The following is a 17,826-nucleotide window of genomic DNA, read 5'->3' as shown; positions in this document are numbered from 1 at the left end:
GGGCGCGGCGGGGGGGGGGGCGGGGGGCGCGGCCCCCCCCCCCCCCGCGGGGGGGGGCCCCCCCCCCCCCCCCCCAAACCCCCCCACCGGCCGTCGGACGGCGACGAAACGCACTGTGGCCCGAACCCCGTCACCGGAGTTCGGGCCACAGGCCTTGGACCGACGTCTCTCAGATGGTCCTGAACGCCAGCGCCACGTTGTGCCCGCCGAACCCGAACGAGTCGTTCAGCACGGCGATCCGCCCCTCGGGCAGCTGACGCGCCTTGCCCGCCACCACGTCCGCGTTGACCTCGGGGTCGAGGTCGTCCAGGTTGATGGTCGGCGGCGCCGTCCGGTTGACCAGCGCCAGGATCGACGCGACGGTCTCGATGCCGCCGGCCCCGCCCAGCAGGTGACCGGTCATCGACTTGGTCGCCGAGATGGCCATGTGGTCGACGTCGTCGCCGAACACCTTGCGCAGCGCCTTGATCTCGGCCACGTCGCCCTGCGGCGTCGACGTCGCGTGCGCGTTGACGTGCACGATCTCGGCCGGCTTCAGGTCGGTGTTGTCGAGCAGGTTCTGCAGCGCGTGCGCGATGCCGTTGCCCGAGGGCTCCGGCTGCGTGATGTGGTGCGCGTCGGCGGAGATGCCCTGCCCGACCGCCTCCACGTAGATCCGGGCCCCGCGCGCCTTCGCGTGCTCCTCGGACTCCAGGACGATCACGCCCGCGCCCTCACCGAGGACGAAGCCGTCACGGCCGGAGTCGTAGGGACGCGACGCGCCCTGGGGGTCGTCGTTGTTCTTGGACATCGCCATCATGTTGCCGAACGCGACGATCGGCAGCGGGTGGATCGCCGCCTCCGTGCCGCCGGCCACGACGATGTCCGCACGCCCGGTGCGGATCATCTCGATGGCGTATCCGATGGCCTCGGCGCCGGAGGCGCAGGCCGACACGGGGGTGTGCACACCGGCCCGCGCACCCAGCTCGATACCGACGTTGGCGGCCGGCGAGTTGGGCATGAGCATCGGCACGGTGTGCGGGGAGACGCGGCGTACGCCCTTCTCCTTGAGCACGTCGTACTGGTCGAGCAGGGTCGTCACACCGCCGATGCCGGAGGCGATGACGGCACCCACCCGGTCCGGGTCGGCGGACGCGTCCTCGCCGGCCCTGGCGGTGAAACCGGCGTCCTTCCAGGCCTCCTGAGCGGCGATCAGCGCGAACTGCGCGGACCGGTCCAGCTTGCGGGCCTGCGGGCGGGGGATGATCTCGCCCGGTTCCACGGCGATCTGTGCCGCGATACGGACGGGCAGCTCGGCCGCCCAGTCCTGCTCCAGGAGGCGGACGCCGGACGTGCCGGCGATCAGGGCCTCCCAGAACGAAGCTGCGTCGCCACCCAGCGGTGTGGTTGCGCCGATACCGGTGACGACCACGGTGCGATTGGTCGGGCTCACGGGAATTCTTTCTCCAACGGATACGGGATTCGACGGCGCCACCGCCGGGTGGCGGGGCATTACAGCCGGAGGCTAATGAACGTCTCAGGCCTGGTGCGTGAGGATGTAGTTCGTGGCGTCCCCGACGGTCTTCAGGTTCTTGACGTCCTCGTCCGGGATCTTGACGTCGAAGCGCTCTTCGGCGGCGACGACGACCTCGACCATGGACAGCGAGTCGACGTCCAGGTCGTCGGTGAAGGACTTGTCCAGCTGGACGTCCTCCACGGGGATCCCGGCGATCTCGTTCACGATCTCGGCGAGACCGTCGACGATCTCCTTCTCAGTGGCGGCCATGTCAGGCGCTCCTTCTTAGATGTTCCAGACGGTTGCTGCGGTGTTGCTGACGGCGTCCCCGGTACCGGATGCATGATCCGGCACGGAGTGCCTAGGGGAGGGTAACGACAGTGGCGGCGTAGACGAGACCCGCCCCGAACCCGATGACGAGCGCGGTGTCGCCGCTCTTCGCCTCGCCGGTCGCCAGGAGCCGCTCCATCGCGAGCGGGATCGAGGCGGCCGAGGTGTTGCCGGTGGTGCGGATGTCACGGGCGACCGTGACGTGCTCCGGCAGCTTGAGAGTCTTCACCATCGAGTCGATGATCCGCACATTGGCCTGGTGCGGGATGAAGACGTCCAGGTCGTCCGCGCTGATTCCGGCCGCGTCCAGCGCCTGCTGGGCGACCTTCGCCATCTCGAACACGGCCCAGCGGAAGACCGCCTGGCCCTCCTGCGTGATCGCCGGGAACTTGACGTTGCCCTGGCTGTCCAGCGGAAGTTCGGCCCTGTCGCCGAAGTGGAAACGGTCCCAGGGGATCGTCTGCTTGATGGTCTCCGACTTGTCGCCCTCGGAGCCCCACACGGTCGGGCCGATCGCCGGCTCCTGCGCGGGGCCGACCACGACCGCGCCCGCGCCGTCGCCGAACAGGAAGGCCGTGGCCCGGTCCTCCAGGTCGGTCAGGTCGCTGAGCCGCTCCACGCCGATGACGAGCACGTACTCGGCGGAGCCCTCCACCACCATGCCCTTGGCGAGCGTGAGGCCGTAGCCGAAGCCCGCGCAGCCGGCGGAGATGTCGAAGGCGGCGGCCTTGTTCGTGCCGAGCCGGTCGGCGATCTCCGTCGCCACGGCCGGGGTCTGGCTGAAGTGCGAGACCGTCGAGACGACCACGGCGCCGATCTGCTCGGCGTCGATGCCCGCGTCCGCGATCGCCTTGCCGGACGCCTCGACGGACATCGCGGCGACGGTCTCCTCGGGGCCCGCCCAGTGCCGGGTCTCGATACCGGAGCGCGACCGGATCCACTCGTCGGACGAGTCGATCGTCTCCAGGATCACCTCGTTGGGCACCACGCGGGTCGGGCGGTAGCCGCCGACGCCGAGGATGCGCGCGTACGGGGCACCCTTGCTGGGCTTGATCTTCGACATCGCAGTGGGCTCCTAATTCAGCTGTGCTCGGCGATGAGCTCGCGGGCCGCGTCGAGGTCGTCGGGGGTCTTCAGCGCCAGCGTCTTGACGCCGGGCAGCGCGCGCTTGGCCAGGCCGGTCAGGGTGCCGCCGGGGCACACCTCCAGGAGGGCGGTGACGCCGAGCTCCTGGAAGGTCTCCATGCACAGGTCCCAGCGGACCGGGTTGGCGACCTGTCCGACCAGCCGCTCCACGATCTCGCCGCCGGAGGCGACGGCGCGCCCGTCCCGGTTGGAGACGTAGGTGAGCTTCGGGTCGGCGGGCGCGAGCTTCGCGGCGGCCGCGGCCAGCGTGTCGACGGCGGGCGCCATGTGGTGCGTGTGGAAGGCACCGGCGACCTTGAGGGCGACGACCTTGCGGACGCCCTCGGGCTTGTCCTCGGCGAGCGCGGCGAGCTGCTCCAGGGTGCCCGCGGCGACGATCTGCCCCGCGCCGTTGATGTTCGCCGGGGTCAGGCCCAGCTTCTCCAGGTGCGCGACCGAGACCGCCGGGTCGCCGCCGAGCAGCGCCGACATGCCGGTCTCGGTGATCGCGGCGGCCTCGGCCATCGCCAGACCGCGCTTGCGGACCAGGCTCAGCGCCTCGACCTCGGTCAGGACGCCCGCGAAGGCGGCGGCGGTGATCTCACCGACGCTGTGCCCCGCGACCGCGCCCGGCGCGATGTCCGCGATGGCACCGAGTGCCGTGCCGGACAGCAGTCCGGCGGCGACGAGCAGCGGCTGCGCGATCGCGGTGTCCCGGATCTCGTCCGCGTCGGCGTTCGTGCCGTAGTGCACCAGATCGAGCCCGATGACGTCGGACCATTCACGCAAACGGTCCTGGGCACCGGGGAGTTCGAGCCAGGGGGTCAGGAAGCCGGGCGTCTGGGCGCCCTGGCCGGGAGCGACGAGTACGAGCACTCTCACACTCTCTCTTGGGGAACCCCACGGCCGCCCGTGGGGACAGGGACGAAGAACACGAGGGGGTTTTGTGGGCCCCCGACAAAATCCTATGGCTGGGGATCCCCATCGACCAGACGCCCCAGGATCAGTGCGATCCGCAGCGTGAAGGCGGATCGTACATCGGACGGCGACCATCCGGTGACGTCAGTCACACGTCGGAGCCGGTAGCGCACGGTGTTCGGGTGAACGAAGAGCATCCGGGCCGCGCCCTCCAGGCTGCTCGCCTGTTCCAGATAGACGCTCAGTGTTTCCAGCAGTGCCGAGCCCGCTTCTTCCAGCGGTCTGTAGATCTCCTCCACCAGCTGCTCGCGCGCGCCCGGATCACCCGCCATGGCGCGTTCCGGAAGCAGGTCGTCCGCCAGTACCGGCCGCGGCGCGTCCTGCCAGGCGGAACATGCCTTCAGGCCGGCCGCGGCGGCCTGCGCGGACCGGGTCGCGGCCAGCAGATCGGGTACCACGGGCCCGGCCACCACCGGTCCGGCGGCATAGGGCCCGATCAGCGACTTGGCGACGGCCAGCGGGTTGTCGTTGCCGCCCGCGATGACCACCAGCCGGTCCCCGAGCACTCCGGTGAGGACCTGCAGCTTGGCGTGCCGGGCGGCCCGCCGGATCGCCTCGACGGTCAGCTCGCTGTCCCCGTCGGGCGCGGTGCCGAGGACGACGCACACGTGCTCGGGGGAGTTCCAGCCGAGCGCGGCGGCCCGGCTCACCGCCCCCTCGTCGGCCTCGCCGCTGAGCACCGCGTTGACCACCAGCGACTCCAGCCGGGCGTCCCAGGCACCGCGTGCCTCGGCGGCCTGCGCGTACACCTGGGCGGTGGCGAAGGCGATCTCCCGGGCGTACACCAGCAGCGCCTCGCGCAGCACGCTCTCGTCGCCGGGGGCCGCCACCTCGTCGATGGCGCTCTCCATGACCTCGATGGTGGTCCGCACCATCTCGACGGTCTGCCGCAGCGTGATCGCCCGGGTCAGCTCGCGCGGGGCGGTCCCGAAGACGTCGGTGGAGATGGCCTGGGGGGCGTCGGGGTGCCGGAACCACTCGGTGAAGGCCGCGATGCCCGCCTGGGCGACGAGCCCGATCCAGGAACGGTTCTCCGGAGGCATGGCCCGGTACCACGGCAGGGTCTCGTCCATCCGCGCGATGGCCTGGGCGGCGAGGCTGCCGGACGACTTCTCCAGCCGCTTGAGGGTCGCGGAGTGCTGGTGGACTGCGTGAGCCGAGGGGTCGGACTTGCGGATTACGGGTTCGGGCACGGGGACAAGACTGCCTTATCCGGACGGGAGCCTGCGCCGCCGGGTGCCGACTGCGGTCTACGGTGGTCGCGTGATGGACGTACGGCGCGCGGCGGAGCGCTACCCCGGAGGGGACCCGGCCACCGGGATCGAGTCCCGCCACGCCTTCTCCTTCGGGCCGCACTACGACCCCGGCAACCTCCGCTTCGGCGCGGTCATCGCCTGCAACGAGGAGCGCCTGGCGCCGGGCGCCGGCTTCGACGAGCATCCGCACAGCCACACCGAGATCGTGACCTGGGTGGTCGAGGGCGAGCTGACCCACCGGGACTCCGCGGGCCACCGGAGCGTGGTGCGCCGCGGGGACGTGCAGCGGCTCAGCTCGGCGGGCGGCGTGCGGCACGTGGAGCGCAACGACGGGGCCGCGCCGCTGACGTTCGTGCAGATGTGGCTGGCCCCGGTGCGTCCCGGCGGCGAGCCGTCGTACGAGATCGTCCGCGGCATCGCCGACTCCACGCCGTACGCGGTCCCCGAGGCGGCGGCGATGCTGCACGTGCGGCGGCTGACGGCGGGGGAGCGGACGGCGGTGCCGGACGGGGCGTATGTGTACGTGCACGTGGTGCGCGGGGATGTGCGCCTCGGCGAGGCGGAGTTGGGGCCGGGGGACTCGGCACGGGTCGCCGACGCGAAGGACTTGGACGCGACGGCGGTCACGGACGCGGAACTGCTGGTGTGGGAGATGGCCGGCTAGGACGTCGTCGCGCGGGCCGGTGGGGGCCGGCCGCGCGGTTCCTCCCCCGGCCTTCGGCCGGGGGTGCCCCCAGCGCTCCTGGGGGGCGCTAGCCGCGCAGCTCCGCCAGGACCGCGTCCGTGAACGGCGGCCACACCTCGGCGGCCCAGGGGCCGAACGCACGGTCCGTCAGAGCGGCGCACGCCACCCCCGCTTCGGGGTCCACCCACAGGAACGTGCCCGACTGGCCGAAGTGACCGAACGTCCGCGGCGAGGACGAAGAGCCCGTCCAGTGCGGGGACTTGGAGTCCCGGATCTCGAAGCCGAGGCCCCAGTCGTTCGGGTTCTGGTGGCCGTAGCCCGGCAGCACGCCCTTCGTCCCCGGGTACTGGACGGTCAGCGTCGCCTCGGCCACCGTCCGCGGATCCAGCAGCCGCGGCGCCTGCAGTTCGGCCGCGAAGCGGAGCAGGTCGCCGACCGAGGAGACACCGTCCTTCGCCGGAGAGCCGTCCAGGGACGTCGACGTCATGCCCAGCGGCTCCAGGACCGCCTGCCGCAGGTACTCGCCGAACGGGATCTCCGTGGCCTTGGCGACATGGTCGCCGAGCACCTCGAACCCGGCGTTGGAGTACAGCCGCCGCTCCCCGGGCGGCGCCGTCACCCGGTGCTCGTCGAACGCCAGCCCCGAGGTGTGCGCGAGCAGGTGCCGTACCGTCGCCCCCCGCGGCCCGGCCGGCTCGTCCAGCTCGACCGCGCCCTCCTCGTAGGCGACGAGCACCGCGTACGCGGCGAGCGGCTTGGTCACGGAGGCCAGCGGGAAACGCCGTCCGTCCGGACCGTGGGTGCCGAGGACCGTTCCGTCGGCCCGTACGGCACCCGCCGCGGCGGTGGGGACCGGCCAGTTCTCGATCAGCGCGAGGCTCTGCAGCGACATGCCGACGAGCCTAAGCGGATCAGAGCGTCAGGGTCATCGTGGGGTCGGGCTTGTGGACGAAGCCGAGCGCCGCGTAGAGCGGCTCGGCCTCGGCGGACGCGGTCAGCATGACCTGCCCGGCGCCCCGCTCGCGGAACCAGTCCAGCAGCCGTGCCATGCACGCGCGCGCGTACCCGCGGCGCCGCGCGTCCGGGTCGGTGGCCACGCTGAAGACGTAGCCCGAGCGCCCGAGCGGACTGGACGCCTTGCCGATCCGGTAGTCCACCGTCCCGACGACCAGTGCGGCCAGCGCGCCGGGCCGGCCGGGGTGGTCGACGACGAACGCGGCGAAGTCCCCGTCCGGCTCGGCCAGCCGCTCCCGGAGGCCGGGCAGCGCCGGCGCGTGCCAGTGGGTGGTGGCGTCCCCGCCGGGAAGCGCGTCGATCATGATCTGGCGCAACCGCAGCACTTCCGGCGCGTCCCCCGGCCCGGCACGACGTACGAGACTCATACCCGTGCACGGTAGTCACCCGCCGTCTCCCGCGTCGCCCGCATTTTCCGCGTCCTGCCCGGTTCCGCTTGCTTGGAGCCCACTCGAAGGTCATAGCGTGGGGGCATGACGGTGATGCAGACCTCGACCGCGGCCCCCGCAGGGCAGTCCGACCGCGCACCCGCCGACATCTGTTCCGCCCCGCCCCTCAGGCATCCGCGCCCCGAGGGCCAGGACCGCTACACGATCAGCGAGGTCGTCGCCGTCACGGGGCTGACCGCCCACACCCTGCGCTGGTACGAGCGGATCGGGCTGATGTCCCACATCGACCGCTCCCACACCGGCCAGCGCCGCTACAGCAACAGCGACCTGGACTGGCTGGACTTCGTCACCAAGCTCCGGCTGACCGGGATGCCGGTGGCGGACATGGTCCGCTACGCCGAGCTGGTGCGGGAGGGCGACGGCACCTACGCGGAGCGCCGGGAGCTGCTGGAGCAGACGCGCCGGGACGTCCTGTCCCGCATCGCCGAACTGCACGACACGCTCTCCGTGCTGGACCGGAAGATCAGCTTCTACGAGAAGGGCGCCGGCTGAGACGCCCCGCGGGACGGTGAGGGGCGCCCGCGCCCCTCACAGCTCCGCCAGCAGCTCCGCCTTCTTCGCGCTGAACTCCTCGTCGGTGACCAGCCCCGCCTCGTGCAGTTCGCCCAGGTGGCGGATCCGTTCCGCGATGTCGGCGGGGTCCCTGCGGCCCGCCGACGCCGGCAGCGCGCTCTGGCCCCTCGCCCGTACCGCCTCCAGGACCGCCGCGGCGAACGGCAGCGACTCGTGCACCGGCCCGTACCCGAGCCCGAACACCACGGTCGCCGGGTCCTGGTCGGCCGGCACCGCGGCCGCCGCGCCCGTGAGGTCGTCGCGGCGCAGCAGCCGCAGATGCCCCTCGAAGACCTCCGGGGACCGCCACTCCACGCCACCGAGGTCGGCCACCGCGAAACGCTGGTCGCCCGCCTTCCACTTGGCCGTCGAGGCGCCCGTCCACGACCAGCGGAAGTGCACCGCCCTGCCGTCGAAGGTCGCCTTGCCGTCGTACGCCTTGAACTGCCGGGGCGCCTCGGGCGCGGCCACCAGGAACCTCTCGGCGGGTTCGGACGCGGACCCGGTGAGCAGCGCGCGCAGTTCGTCCGCGTAGTACTCCGCGAGGGTCTCCCGCTCGGCCGGCAGGACGAGCCGGTAGGGGTCGCTGCCGTCCTTGAGCTGCCCGGCGGCCGCCTCGATCAGGGGATCGGCGCCCGGTCGCGGCTCGGCGCGCAGGACCACGGTGCCGCGTCTGCCGGGAGTGAGCGTCACTCCGGTGAGCGCGGCGAACGGCACCCGCCGTTCCCCCAGTGTCTGGAAGAGCCTGGGTGTCCGTATCCCCCGTTCGTAGCGGATGAGCACGGAGTCGGACTCGAACTCCCAGGCGGCATGAAATCCGGCCAGTACGTCACCCATGCGGCTCATCGTATGCGGCACGTGCTTCCCAGTCCCATCCCCGCGCATACCGCACTTCCTGCTGTCTCTACGCGCGTCCGGCCATCAACGTGCCGGACAAACCCGTCCGGCACCCGTCATCGTCGTGGGCGCACGTCACCGCGCCATACGCGCCAACCCCGATGTCGGCGAGATTGCGCAGGCTGTCCGTGCCCGGCTCGAAGTAACCGGCGTGTCCCTGTGCGTCGCGCGCCGACAGCACCCGCGCCCCGAAGGCGGCGGAGACGGGGTCGGCGCCGTGGCCGAGGCCGCCGAACTCCAGGTAGGGGACGTCCTGGATCCAGTCGGTGGCGTCCCGCATCGCCCACACCCGGGCCTCGGTGCCGAGGTGGGCGGTGTTCTCGGCGCGCATGCCGGGGCTGGCGGCGACCGCTATGTCGGACACCCGGTCCGGCATGTCCTCGGCGGCGACGCCGCAGACCACCGAGCCGTAGCTGTGGCAGAACATCGACACCGGCGCGTCGCCGGGCAGCGCCCGCAGCAGCGCGTTCAGGCGTACGGCGCCCAGGGCTGCGGCCGTGCCGGTGGCCGCGCCCACCCCGAGCCCGTCGGGCGCGGTGTAGTCGGCCCAGGCGATCACGGCCGTACGGGTCGAGGGGCTCGCCGCGCGCTCCGCGGAGTACAGCGCCTTGGCCATGCCGACCGGGGCGGTGTACGGGCGGCCGGTGCGCTGGAAGGTGAGCAGGTCGGTGTCGACGCCGGGGACGACGACGGAGATCCGTTCGGCCCTGCCGAGGTTCCCGAACACCTCGGCGACGCGGCCGCTGCCGTCCGGGTCGAAGGCGAGGATCTGCCGCCCCTTCGCCGTCAGTGCCTCGTAGCGGTGCATCCGGCGGCCCGCGTCCTGCTGCCCGGCCGCGCTGAGCCGTGGGTCGTGCATGCGTTTCTTCTCGACGGCGCGCTGCTGGCCGAGGGCGATGCGGTTGGCCCGGTAGCGCAGGGCGGCCGGGGCGCCGTTCATGTTGCCGACCGCGAGCGGGTAGCGGTGCGCCAGCCGGTCGCGCTCCTGGGCGGTGAGCGAGGCGAAGAACCGGGTGAGCAGTGCGGGGGACGCCTCCGGGTCCGGCAGGTGGAGACCGTGCAGCCTGCCGTGCTCCCACTTGCCGAGGGAGGTCTGCAGGGCGGTGGTCTCGCGGTGCGCGTGCAGGGCCGTCCAGCCGGTGGTCGCGAGCATCACGAACACCACGGCCAGGGCGAGCAGCGCGCGCCAGACGTTCAGTGGCGGGGAGGTGTCGAAGGAAGTCACTGGGAGGACACACTAGGAGAACGAAGGGGTCTCGCGGTAACCGAGTGACAGGTATCACGTTTCGGCAAACGTGTGGCCGATCACGGCTCCCGCGGCCTGTCCCGGTCCGCGGGGCCGCCGCGCCAGTTCCCGGCGAGCGCCGGGCCCACCTGGTCGATGTAGGAGGCGGTCAGCTCGCGGATCGCCGCGACGCTGAAGTCGCCGCCGACCGACCAGTGCCGCTCGGTCACCCGGATGACCGCGCCGAACACGGCGACCACCAGCCGGGGCCGGGGATCGGTGTCCGCGTCGACGCCCTCCCGCTCGGCGACGATCCGCGCGATCTCCTCCTCCGTCTCCGACTGGCGCCGCAGATGGGCGGCGAACAGGGACGGGGTCGCCTCGATCATCTTGTACGTACGCAGGAACAGCTCCACCGGGACGTACCGCTCGATGGCCTCCTCGATGCTCTCCCAGCTGTCCATGACGGACCGGCGCAGCGCCTCCAGCGGGGTCTCCTCGGCCGGGCGCCGGCGCACCGCCTCGACGTAGTGCGCCTCGGTCAGCCGCGGCACGAAGAAGGCCACGTCCTCCTTGCTGGCGAAGTAGCGGAAGAAGGTGCGCTGCGAGACGTCGACGGACTCGGCGATCTCGTCGACGGTGGTGTGTTCGTAGCCCCGGGTCACGAACAGCTCCAGCCCGTTGCGCAGCAGCGCGTCCCGGGTGCGCTGTTTCTTGCGTTCGCGCAGCGTTTCCATGCCTGACAGTTACTGACTAGTGATTTCGTTTGTCAAATGTCAGCGGCTGTCACTAGCCTCCGATGTATGACTAGTCAGACCACGATCGACACGGCGGGGTCGGGGGACGCACCATCTACAGCCCTGCCGGAACGGCCGCCGGCCTCCGGCCTGCGCGGACATCCCTGGTTCACCCTGATCACCGTCGCCGTCGGGGTCATGATGGTCGCCCTCGACGGCACCATCGTGGCCATCGCCAACCCGGCGATCCAGAAGGACCTCGGCGCCACCTTCGCCCAGGTGCAGTGGATCACCAACGGCTACTTCCTCGCCCTCGCGGTCTCCCTGATCACCGCGGGCAAGCTCGGTGACCGCTTCGGCCACCGGCAGACCTTCCTGATCGGCGTCGTCGGCTTCGCCGCCGCCTCGGGCGCCATCGGACTGTCCGACAGCATCGGCCTGGTCGTCACCTTCCGCGTCTTCCAGGGCCTGTTCGGCGCGCTGCTGATGCCGGCCGCGCTCGGCCTGCTGCGCGCCACCTTCCCGGCCGAGAAGCTCAACATGGCGATCGGCATCTGGGGCATGGTCATCGGCGCCTCCACCGCGGGCGGCCCGATCCTCGGCGGCGTGCTGGTGCAGCACGTCAGCTGGCAGTCGGTGTTCTTCATCAACGTGCCGGTCGGCCTGCTCGCCCTCGTCCTCGGCGTGGTCATGCTGCTCGACCACCGTGCCGAGAACGCCCCGCGCTCCTTCGACCTGCTCGGCATCGGCCTGCTCTCCGGCGCGATGTTCTGCCTGGTCTGGGCGCTCATCAAGGCCCCGAGCTGGGGCTGGGGCGACGGCAAGACATGGACGTTCATCGCCGTGTCGGTGCTCGGCTTCGCGCTCTTCTCCTTCTGGGAGACGAAGGTCAAGGAGCCGCTGATCCCGCTCACCCTGTTCCGCTCGGTGCCGCTCTCGGCGGGCGTGGTCCTGATGGTCCTGATGGCCATCGCCTTCATGGGCGGCCTGTTCTTCGTCACCTTCTACCTGCAGAACGTGCACGGCATGGACCCGGTCGACGCCGGTCTCCACCTGCTCCCGCTCACCGGCATGATGATCGTCGGCTCGCCGCTGGCGGGCGCCGCGATCACCAAGCTCGGCCCGCGGATCCCGCTCGCCGGCGGCATGGCGGCCACCGCGATCGCCATGTACGGCATGTCCACCCTGAAGGCGGACACCGGCAGCGGCGTGATGTCCGTCTGGTTCGCGCTGCTCGGGCTCGGCCTCGCGCCGGTCATGGTCGGCGCCACCGAGGTCATCGTCGGCAACGCGGCGATGGAGCTGTCCGGCGTGGCCGGCGGTCTCCAGCAGGCCGCGATGCAGATCGGCGGCAGCCTCGGTACGGCCGTCCTGGGCGCCGTGATGGCCTCCAAGGTGGACGGCGACCTGCCGGGCAACTGGGCCGCCGCGGGGCTGCCGAAGCTGACCGACGCGCAGCTGGCGCAGGCCTCCGAGGCGGTCCAGGTCGGTGTCGCGCCGGTCGCTCCGGGGACGCCGGCCGAGATCGCCGCGAAGATCTCCGGCGTCGCCCACGACACGTTCATCTCCGGCATGAGCCTGGCCTCGCTGGTCGCGGCGGGCGTGGCGGCGGTCGCGATCCTGGTGGCGCTGCTCACCAAGCGCGGCGAGAACGCGGACGCCGGATCGGGCGTCGGGCACATCTGACGCGGACTCAGCGCACCGCACCGTCTGGTTTGTCCGTTTCTCTTCGGCGGGGTTCCCCTATCCGGGTGACTCCGCCGAAGATTCCTCGCACCGGGCACGCGCCGCAGGTCACAGTGGGTCAAGTCCTCCGCAGGGCATGGAGGGCAGCCGGGCCGCGGCGCGCTGCTGGAGGGGGGCAGCGCGCGGGCAGGTCTGCGGCGGCGGAACCGGGGTACCCGGTCATCACACCCGAACAGTCCACTGCGACCAGGGAGTTGATGATGACGAGCTTCGGGCAGCGAACACGTGGATACCCCCGTTCCCGCGGCCGCGCAGGCATGCGGGACGGGCTGGACCGTGGCACGCTCGGCATCATCGGCACGATATTCGCGGTGGTCGGCTTCTTCGCTCTCGGGATCCTGCTGGGGCCGGCGGCCCTGGTGTGCGGCTGGCTCTCCATGGGCCGGGCGTGGAACCCGAGGAGTTCGATACCGGCCCTGGTGGCGGTGGTGCTCGGGGCGATCGACACACTGCTCGCGCTGTTCTGGCTGGCGGGCGTGTCGGTCTAGGGCGTGTTGCGAAAGTCCCGTCGTTCGCCCGGAGGGCGGGCCGCGCGGCGTCAGGTGCGTGCTCTCGGCGTGCCGGGCGGAAGTCCTCGTACTGGATGTACTTGGGCTTGCGCCCGGTGCGGCGAGAGTGCGTGCATGGCGTCGCGCGGCAGGCGGGACTTTCGCAACACGCCCTAGCCCGTCGTCCGGCGGGGGCCCGCCGCACAGTTCTCCGCCCCGGGTACGGGGCACGCCGGGCACCCCGCCGGCGCCGACGGGCGCAACGCCGCCACCTCGGCCCTGAGCGCCCGCACCTCCTCGGTCAGCGAGGCGATCGCCTCCGTCTGCCGGCGCTCCTCCACGTCGTCCTTCTCGAACCGGGCGATGAACCAGGTGGCGATGTTCGCGGTCACCACACCGAGCAGGGCGATCCCGGACAGCATCAGGCCGACCGCGATCATCCGGCCCAGCCCGGTCGTCGGGGCGTGGTCGCCGTACCCCACGGTCGTCATCGTCGTGAACGACCACCACAGGGCGTCACCCAGCGTGCGGATGTTCCCGTCGGGGGAGTCGCGTTCCACCGAGAGCACGGCCAGCGAGCCGAACATCAGCAGCCCGACGACCGCGCCCACCACGTACGTCGTCAGCCGGATCTGCGAGGCCATCCGGGCCCGCCGGCCCACCAGCGTCAGCGTCGCGACCAGCCGCAGCAGCCGCAGCGGCTGGAGCAGCGGCAGCACCACCGCGCACAGGTCCATCCAGTGGGTGCGCACGAACTCCCTGCGCCGGGGCGCCAGGGCGAGCCGCACCAGGTAGTCCACGGCGAACGAGCCCCACACCACCCACTCCGCGCCCGTGCACGCGGCGGTCAGGGCGTGCCCCGCGGACCCGTCCACGATCGGCAGCCCATAGGCGACGGCGAAGGCCACCGCGAGCGCCAGCAGAGGCCGTTGGGTCAGCTCCTCCCAACGCCGCTGCGCGGACTGTCGCTCCATACGGGCATCGTAAGCAACATCGCGCCCCCGAAGGGGCGCTGGGGGCACCCCCGGCCGAAGGCTGGGGGAGGAACTGCGCGAACGGCCACGACGAAGCCGCAGTTCCCCACTACCCCACTACCCCTCCCGGCCCGAGCCGAGCGCAGCGGCTACGCGTCGCCGCCCGCCGCACCCGGATGAGCCGCCGTCACGTCCAGCAGCTGGTACCGGTCGATGGCCTGCTTGAGCACCGAGCGGTCCAGCCTGCCCTCGCGGGCCAGCTCGGTCAGCACCGCGACCACGATCGACTGCGCGTCGATGTGGAAGAACCGTCGTGCCGCGCCGCGCGTGTCGGCGAAGCCGAAGCCGTCCGCGCCCAGCGACTGGTACGTGCCGGGCACCCAGCGCGCGATCTGGTCCGGAACCGATCGCATCCAGTCGGACACGGCCACGAACGGACCCTCGGCGCCGCCCAGCTTGCGCGTCACGTACGGGGTGCGCTGCTCCTCCTCGGGGTGCAGGAGGTTGTGCTCCTCGCAGGCCACGGCCTCGCGGCGCAGCTCGTTCCAGGAGGTCGCGGACCAGACGTCGGCCTTCACGTTCCAGTCGGCGGCGAGGATCCGCTGCGCCTCGATCGCCCACGGGACCGCGACGCCGGACGCCATGATCTGCGCCGGGACGGTGCCCTCGGTGCCCGCGCTGATCCGGTGGATGCCCTTGAGGATGCCCTCGACGTCCACGTCGGCCGGTTCGGCCGGGTGCTGGATCGGCTCGTTGTAGACGGTCAGGTAGTAGAAGACGTCCTCGCCGTGCGGGTGCTCGGCGTCACCGCCGTACATGCGGCGCAGGCCGTCCTGGACGATGTGCGCGATCTCGTACCCGTACGCCGGGTCGTAGGCCACGCAGCCCGGGTTGGTCGAGGCGAGCAGCTGGGAGTGGCCGTCGGCGTGCTGGAGGCCCTCACCGGTCAGCGTCGTGCGTCCGGCGGTCGCGCCCAGGACGAAACCACGGGACAGCTGGTCGGCCATCTGCCAGAACTGGTCGCCGGTGCGCTGGAAACCGAACATCGAGTAGAAGACGTAGACCGGGATGAGCGGCTCGCCGTGGGTCGCGTAGGCCGAGCCCGCCGCGATCAGGGAGGCGGTGCAGCCGGCCTCGGAGATGCCGTCGTGCAGCATCTGGCCGGTCGGCGACTCCTTGTAGGCGAGCAGCAGATCCCGGTCGACGGACTCGTACTGCTGGCCGAGCGGGTTGTAGATCTTCGCGCTCGGGAAGAACGAGTCCATGCCGAAGGTGCGGTACTCGTCCGGCGCGATGAGGACGAAACGCTTGCCGATCTCCTTGTCCCGCATGAGGTCCTTGAGCAGTCGTACGAACGCCATGGTGGTGGCGATGGACTGCTGGCCGGTGCCCTTCTTCACGGTCGCGTACGTCTTGTCGTCCGGCAGGGGGAGCGGCTGGGAGCGCACGACGCGGGTCGGCACGTACCCGCCGAGCCCCTTGCGCCGGTCGTGCATGTACTGGATCTCCTCCGAGTCCCGGCCCGGGTGGTAGTACGGCGGCAGGCCGGACTCCAGCTCCCGGTCGGAGATCGGCAGGTGCAGCCGGTCGCGGAAGCCCTTGAGGTCGGCGACCGTCAGCTTCTTCATCTGGTGGGTGGCGTTGCGGCCCTCGAAGTTCGGGCCCAGCGTCCAGCCCTTGACCGTCTTGGCCAGGATGACCGTCGGCTGGCCCCGGTGCTCGGTGGCCGCCTTGAACGCCGCGTAGATCTTGCGGTGGTCGTGGCCGCCGCGGCCCAGGTGCAGGATCTGGTCGTCGGTCATGTGCTCGACCATCGCGCGCAGCCGCTGGTCGTCCCCGAAGAAGTGGTCGCGGATGTACGCGCCGGACTCGGTGGCGTAGGTCTGGAACTGACCGTCCGGGGTCGTGTTCATCCTGTTGACCAGGAGGCCGTCGCGGTCCTGGGCGAGCAGCGGGTCCCAGGTCCGGTCCCAGACCAGCTTGATCACGTTCCAGCCGGCGCCGCGGAAGACCGACTCCAGCTCCTGGATGATCTTGCCGTTGCCGCGTACCGGGCCGTCCAGCCGCTGGAGGTTGCAGTTCACGACGAAGGTCAGGTTGTCCAGGCCCTCGCGTGCGGCGATGGACAGCTGGCCGAGCGACTCGGGCTCGTCCATCTCGCCGTCGCCGAGGAACGCCCACACGTGCGAGGCGGAGGTGTCGGCGATCCCGCGCGCGTGCATGTAGCGGTTCATCCGCGCCTGGTAGATCGCGCCGATCGGGCCGAGACCCATCGACACCGTCGGGAACTCCCAGAAGTCCGGCATCGAGCGCGGGTGCGGGTAGCTGGAGAGGCCGTCCGGGTACTTCGACTTCTCCTGGCGGAACCCGTCCAGCTGCGCCTCGCCGAGCCGGTCGAGCAGGAAGGCGCGGGCGTAGATGCCGGGGGAGGCGTGGCCCTGGAAGAAGACCTGGTCGCCGCCGCGGCCGTCGTCCTTGCCGCGGAAGAAGTGATTGAAGCCGACGTCGTAGAGGGACGCGGAGGAGGCGAAGGTGGCGATGTGGCCGCCGACGCCGATGCCCGGACGCTGCGCGCGCGAGACCATCACGGCCGCGTTCCAGCGGGTCGCGTTGAGGACCTTGCGCTCGATCTCCTCGTTGCCCGGGAAGAACGGCTCCGCGCGGGTGGGGATCGTGTTGACGTAGTCCGTGCTGCGCATCTCGGGCACCGCCACCCGCCGCTCGCGGGCGCGCTCGATCAGGCGGAGCATCAGATAACGGGCCCGTTCGCGGCCGCGCTCGTCCACGGCGGCGTCGAGCGAGTCGAGCCACTCCTGGGTTTCCTCGGGATCGAAGTCAGGAACCTGACTCGGAAGGCCGCCAATGATGATCGGATTGCGATCGGATCCGGAAGCCACGCTGTTCCTTACCTGTCAGAGGGGCACTGATTCCCTGCGTTTACCTGCAAATCCCTGCGTTTCGCTGCACCGCTGTCCATCGTCCACCCCGGGGCAGTGCACGTCATCTCTACCGCGAGGTAACTCGGGCCTGGCCAAAACGCAACGATACGCCCGAGGTGTGACGCGCTTGGCAAACTCGTTCGACCGTCGTATGTGAGGATGATTCCGAAAGGCGCATAGCGGGCAAAAGGCAGTGGTGTGTGCCACACCTGACTGCGATACGGTGCCGGGAGTTGCGGCGACACGGCCGGGATCGTCACCGTTTCGGCGGTCTGAACGGCCGGGTACTTGCGCGATCCGTCCCGCCCGTGTGGACTACGGCCAATGCTTCGCGCACGCGCGTGGCTGAGTTAATCAACAAGACATGATCAGGAGGCAACCCGTGAGCGCGACCGCGGACCACGCGGAGGAGCGGACCACCCCTGCCGTCAGGCTGGGGTTCCAGCCAGACCAGGTGGTCCAGGAGATCGGCTACGACGACGACGTCGACCAGGAACTCCGTGAGTCCATCGAAGACACCATCGGCACCGAGCTGGTGGACGAGGACTACGACGACGTGGCCGACGCCGTGGTGCTGTGGTTCCGTGAGGACGACGGCGACCTGACGGACGCGCTGGTGGATGCCGTCACGTACATGGACGAAGGCGGCTGGATCCTGCTGCTGACTCCCAAGACGGGCCGTGACGGCTACGTCGAGCCGAGCGACATCGGCGAGGCGGCCACGACCGCCGGCCTCTCGCAGACCAAGAGCGTCAGCGTGGGCAAGGACTGGAACGGCAGCCGTCTGCTGACGCCGAAGGGCGCCGCCAAGAAGCGCTGAGCCGCAGCGGGGGGGCGGGGCCGGGGGCCCCGGCCCCCCCCCCCCCCCCCCCCCCCCCCCCCGCGGCGGGCCCCCCCCCCACGGGGTGGTGACCAGCAACACCCCCCTCCCAGGGG

17 protein-coding genes are annotated in these 17,826 nt (G+C 71.3%); 5 read left to right on the top strand and 12 right to left on the bottom strand.

The genetic code is table 11. The annotated features are described in order from the left end of the window. Nucleotides 1-169 precede the first annotated feature (169 nt). From fabF to fasR, 5 genes are all read right to left on the bottom strand, one after another. Nucleotides 170-1,432, bottom strand: a complete 1,263-nt coding sequence (fabF, locus tag ACIQOE_RS03405) for a beta-ketoacyl-ACP synthase II (RefSeq protein WP_351325398.1) — start codon at nucleotides 1,430-1,432, stop codon at nucleotides 170-172. Between the two features lie 84 nt (nucleotides 1,433-1,516). Continuing rightward, nucleotides 1,517-1,765 carry an acyl carrier protein gene (locus ACIQOE_RS03400; protein ID WP_351325400.1) on the bottom strand — a complete coding sequence of 83 codons (249 nt, stop codon included), beginning with the start codon at nucleotides 1,763-1,765 and terminating at the stop codon, nucleotides 1,517-1,519. A 91-nt stretch (nucleotides 1,766-1,856) separates the two neighbouring features. After that, the gene (locus ACIQOE_RS03395) at nucleotides 1,857-2,888 is read right to left on the bottom strand and encodes a ketoacyl-ACP synthase III (RefSeq protein ID WP_351325402.1); all 1,032 of its coding nucleotides are present in this window, start codon (nucleotides 2,886-2,888) and stop codon (nucleotides 1,857-1,859) included. A 17-nt stretch (nucleotides 2,889-2,905) separates the two neighbouring features. After that, nucleotides 2,906-3,826, bottom strand: a complete 921-nt coding sequence (locus ACIQOE_RS03390; RefSeq protein WP_351325403.1) for an ACP S-malonyltransferase — start codon at nucleotides 3,824-3,826, stop codon at nucleotides 2,906-2,908. 89 nt (nucleotides 3,827-3,915) lie between these two features. Next, complete coding sequence (gene fasR / locus ACIQOE_RS03385; RefSeq protein ID WP_351325405.1) at nucleotides 3,916-5,121, bottom strand: fatty acid biosynthesis transcriptional regulator FasR; 1,206 nt, start codon at nucleotides 5,119-5,121, stop codon at nucleotides 3,916-3,918. Between the two features lie 73 nt (nucleotides 5,122-5,194). Between fasR and ACIQOE_RS03380 the strand changes: the two genes are divergently transcribed. Then, nucleotides 5,195-5,848, top strand: coding sequence for a pirin family protein (locus tag ACIQOE_RS03380; RefSeq protein WP_401410093.1), 654 nt, complete (start codon nucleotides 5,195-5,197; stop codon nucleotides 5,846-5,848). Nucleotides 5,849-5,936: 88 nt separating this feature from the next. Here ACIQOE_RS03380 and ACIQOE_RS03375 read toward each other — a convergent pair whose 3' ends face one another. Both ACIQOE_RS03375 and ACIQOE_RS03370 read right to left on the bottom strand, forming a co-directional pair. Further along, nucleotides 5,937-6,761, bottom strand: coding sequence for a serine hydrolase domain-containing protein (locus ACIQOE_RS03375; RefSeq protein ID WP_351325407.1), 825 nt, complete (start codon nucleotides 6,759-6,761; stop codon nucleotides 5,937-5,939). Between the two features lie 19 nt (nucleotides 6,762-6,780). Beyond that, entirely contained in the window at nucleotides 6,781-7,251 is a 471-nt protein-coding gene (locus tag ACIQOE_RS03370; RefSeq protein ID WP_351325409.1) for a GNAT family N-acetyltransferase, read from the bottom strand. Nucleotides 7,252-7,356: 105 nt separating this feature from the next. Between ACIQOE_RS03370 and ACIQOE_RS03365 the strand changes: the two genes are divergently transcribed. Next, a complete protein-coding gene (locus ACIQOE_RS03365; protein WP_351325410.1) occupies nucleotides 7,357-7,824 on the top strand; it encodes a MerR family transcriptional regulator in 468 nt (155 codons plus the stop codon). Between the two features lie 36 nt (nucleotides 7,825-7,860). On the opposite strand, the gene ACIQOE_RS03360 is transcribed toward ACIQOE_RS03365, so the two are convergent. From ACIQOE_RS03360 to ACIQOE_RS03350, 3 genes are all read right to left on the bottom strand, one after another. Next, nucleotides 7,861-8,721, bottom strand: a complete 861-nt coding sequence (locus ACIQOE_RS03360) for a DUF4429 domain-containing protein (protein WP_401409360.1) — start codon at nucleotides 8,719-8,721, stop codon at nucleotides 7,861-7,863. A 67-nt stretch (nucleotides 8,722-8,788) separates the two neighbouring features. Further along, nucleotides 8,789-10,006 (bottom strand): alpha/beta hydrolase, encoded by a 1,218-nt coding sequence (locus ACIQOE_RS03355; protein ID WP_399008235.1) that lies wholly within the window; start codon nucleotides 10,004-10,006, stop codon nucleotides 8,789-8,791. Nucleotides 10,007-10,086: 80 nt separating this feature from the next. Beyond that, nucleotides 10,087-10,743 (bottom strand): TetR family transcriptional regulator, encoded by a 657-nt coding sequence (locus tag ACIQOE_RS03350; RefSeq protein ID WP_401409356.1) that lies wholly within the window; start codon nucleotides 10,741-10,743, stop codon nucleotides 10,087-10,089. Nucleotides 10,744-10,809: 66 nt separating this feature from the next. Here ACIQOE_RS03350 and ACIQOE_RS03345 point away from each other — a divergent pair, with 66 nt between their 5' ends. Together ACIQOE_RS03345 and ACIQOE_RS03340 are read left to right on the top strand one after the other, a co-directional pair. Continuing rightward, nucleotides 10,810-12,429, top strand: a complete 1,620-nt coding sequence (locus tag ACIQOE_RS03345; protein WP_351325417.1) for an MFS transporter — start codon at nucleotides 10,810-10,812, stop codon at nucleotides 12,427-12,429. A gap of 257 nt (nucleotides 12,430-12,686) precedes the next feature. After that, on the top strand, nucleotides 12,687-12,977 hold the full coding sequence (locus ACIQOE_RS03340) for a small hydrophobic protein (RefSeq protein WP_351325419.1): 291 nt from the start codon (nucleotides 12,687-12,689) through the stop codon (nucleotides 12,975-12,977). A 173-nt stretch (nucleotides 12,978-13,150) separates the two neighbouring features. Here the strand turns inward: ACIQOE_RS03340 and ACIQOE_RS03335 are convergent, their stop codons facing one another. Next, the gene (locus ACIQOE_RS03335; protein WP_365561576.1) at nucleotides 13,151-13,951 is read right to left on the bottom strand and encodes a potassium channel family protein; all 801 of its coding nucleotides are present in this window, start codon (nucleotides 13,949-13,951) and stop codon (nucleotides 13,151-13,153) included. A 149-nt stretch (nucleotides 13,952-14,100) separates the two neighbouring features. Continuing rightward, on the bottom strand, nucleotides 14,101-16,848 hold the full coding sequence (gene aceE, locus ACIQOE_RS03330; protein ID WP_351325423.1) for a pyruvate dehydrogenase (acetyl-transferring), homodimeric type: 2,748 nt from the start codon (nucleotides 16,846-16,848) through the stop codon (nucleotides 14,101-14,103). Between the two features lie 424 nt (nucleotides 16,849-17,272). On the opposite strand from aceE, the gene ACIQOE_RS03325 reads away from it, so the two are divergent. After that, nucleotides 17,273-17,710, top strand: coding sequence for a DUF3052 domain-containing protein (locus ACIQOE_RS03325; protein WP_351325425.1), 438 nt, complete (start codon nucleotides 17,273-17,275; stop codon nucleotides 17,708-17,710). Nucleotides 17,711-17,826 lie beyond the last annotated feature (116 nt).

It is taken from the genome of Streptomyces sp. NPDC091282 (assembly GCF_044757385.1).
GTDB classification, from domain to species: domain Bacteria; phylum Actinomycetota; class Actinomycetes; order Streptomycetales; family Streptomycetaceae; genus Streptomyces; species Streptomyces gramineus.
Note: the sequence above shows the minus strand (reverse complement) of the source record. Positions and strands in the feature narration are given on the sequence as shown.

Excerpts from the sequence above, each read along its gene's own strand:
- ACIQOE_RS03400 (WP_351325400.1), bottom strand. The coding sequence starts at position 1,765 with ATGGCCGCCACTGAGAAGGAGATCGTCGACGGTCTCGCCGAGATCGTG.
- ACIQOE_RS03395 (WP_351325402.1), bottom strand. The coding sequence starts at position 2,888 with ATGTCGAAGATCAAGCCCAGCAAGGGTGCCCCGTACGCGCGCATCCTC.
- ACIQOE_RS03380 (WP_401410093.1), top strand. The coding sequence starts at position 5,195 with ATGGACGTACGGCGCGCGGCGGAGCGCTACCCCGGAGGGGACCCGGCC.
- ACIQOE_RS03375 (WP_351325407.1), bottom strand. The coding sequence starts at position 6,761 with ATGTCGCTGCAGAGCCTCGCGCTGATCGAGAACTGGCCGGTCCCCACC.
- ACIQOE_RS03370 (WP_351325409.1), bottom strand. The coding sequence starts at position 7,251 with ATGAGTCTCGTACGTCGTGCCGGGCCGGGGGACGCGCCGGAAGTGCTG.
- ACIQOE_RS03365 (WP_351325410.1), top strand. The coding sequence starts at position 7,357 with ATGACGGTGATGCAGACCTCGACCGCGGCCCCCGCAGGGCAGTCCGAC.
- ACIQOE_RS03360 (WP_401409360.1), bottom strand. The coding sequence starts at position 8,721 with ATGGGTGACGTACTGGCCGGATTTCATGCCGCCTGGGAGTTCGAGTCC.
- ACIQOE_RS03350 (WP_401409356.1), bottom strand. The coding sequence starts at position 10,743 with ATGGAAACGCTGCGCGAACGCAAGAAACAGCGCACCCGGGACGCGCTG.
- ACIQOE_RS03345 (WP_351325417.1), top strand. The coding sequence starts at position 10,810 with ATGACTAGTCAGACCACGATCGACACGGCGGGGTCGGGGGACGCACCA.
- ACIQOE_RS03340 (WP_351325419.1), top strand. The coding sequence starts at position 12,687 with ATGATGACGAGCTTCGGGCAGCGAACACGTGGATACCCCCGTTCCCGC.
- ACIQOE_RS03335 (WP_365561576.1), bottom strand. The coding sequence starts at position 13,951 with ATGGAGCGACAGTCCGCGCAGCGGCGTTGGGAGGAGCTGACCCAACGG.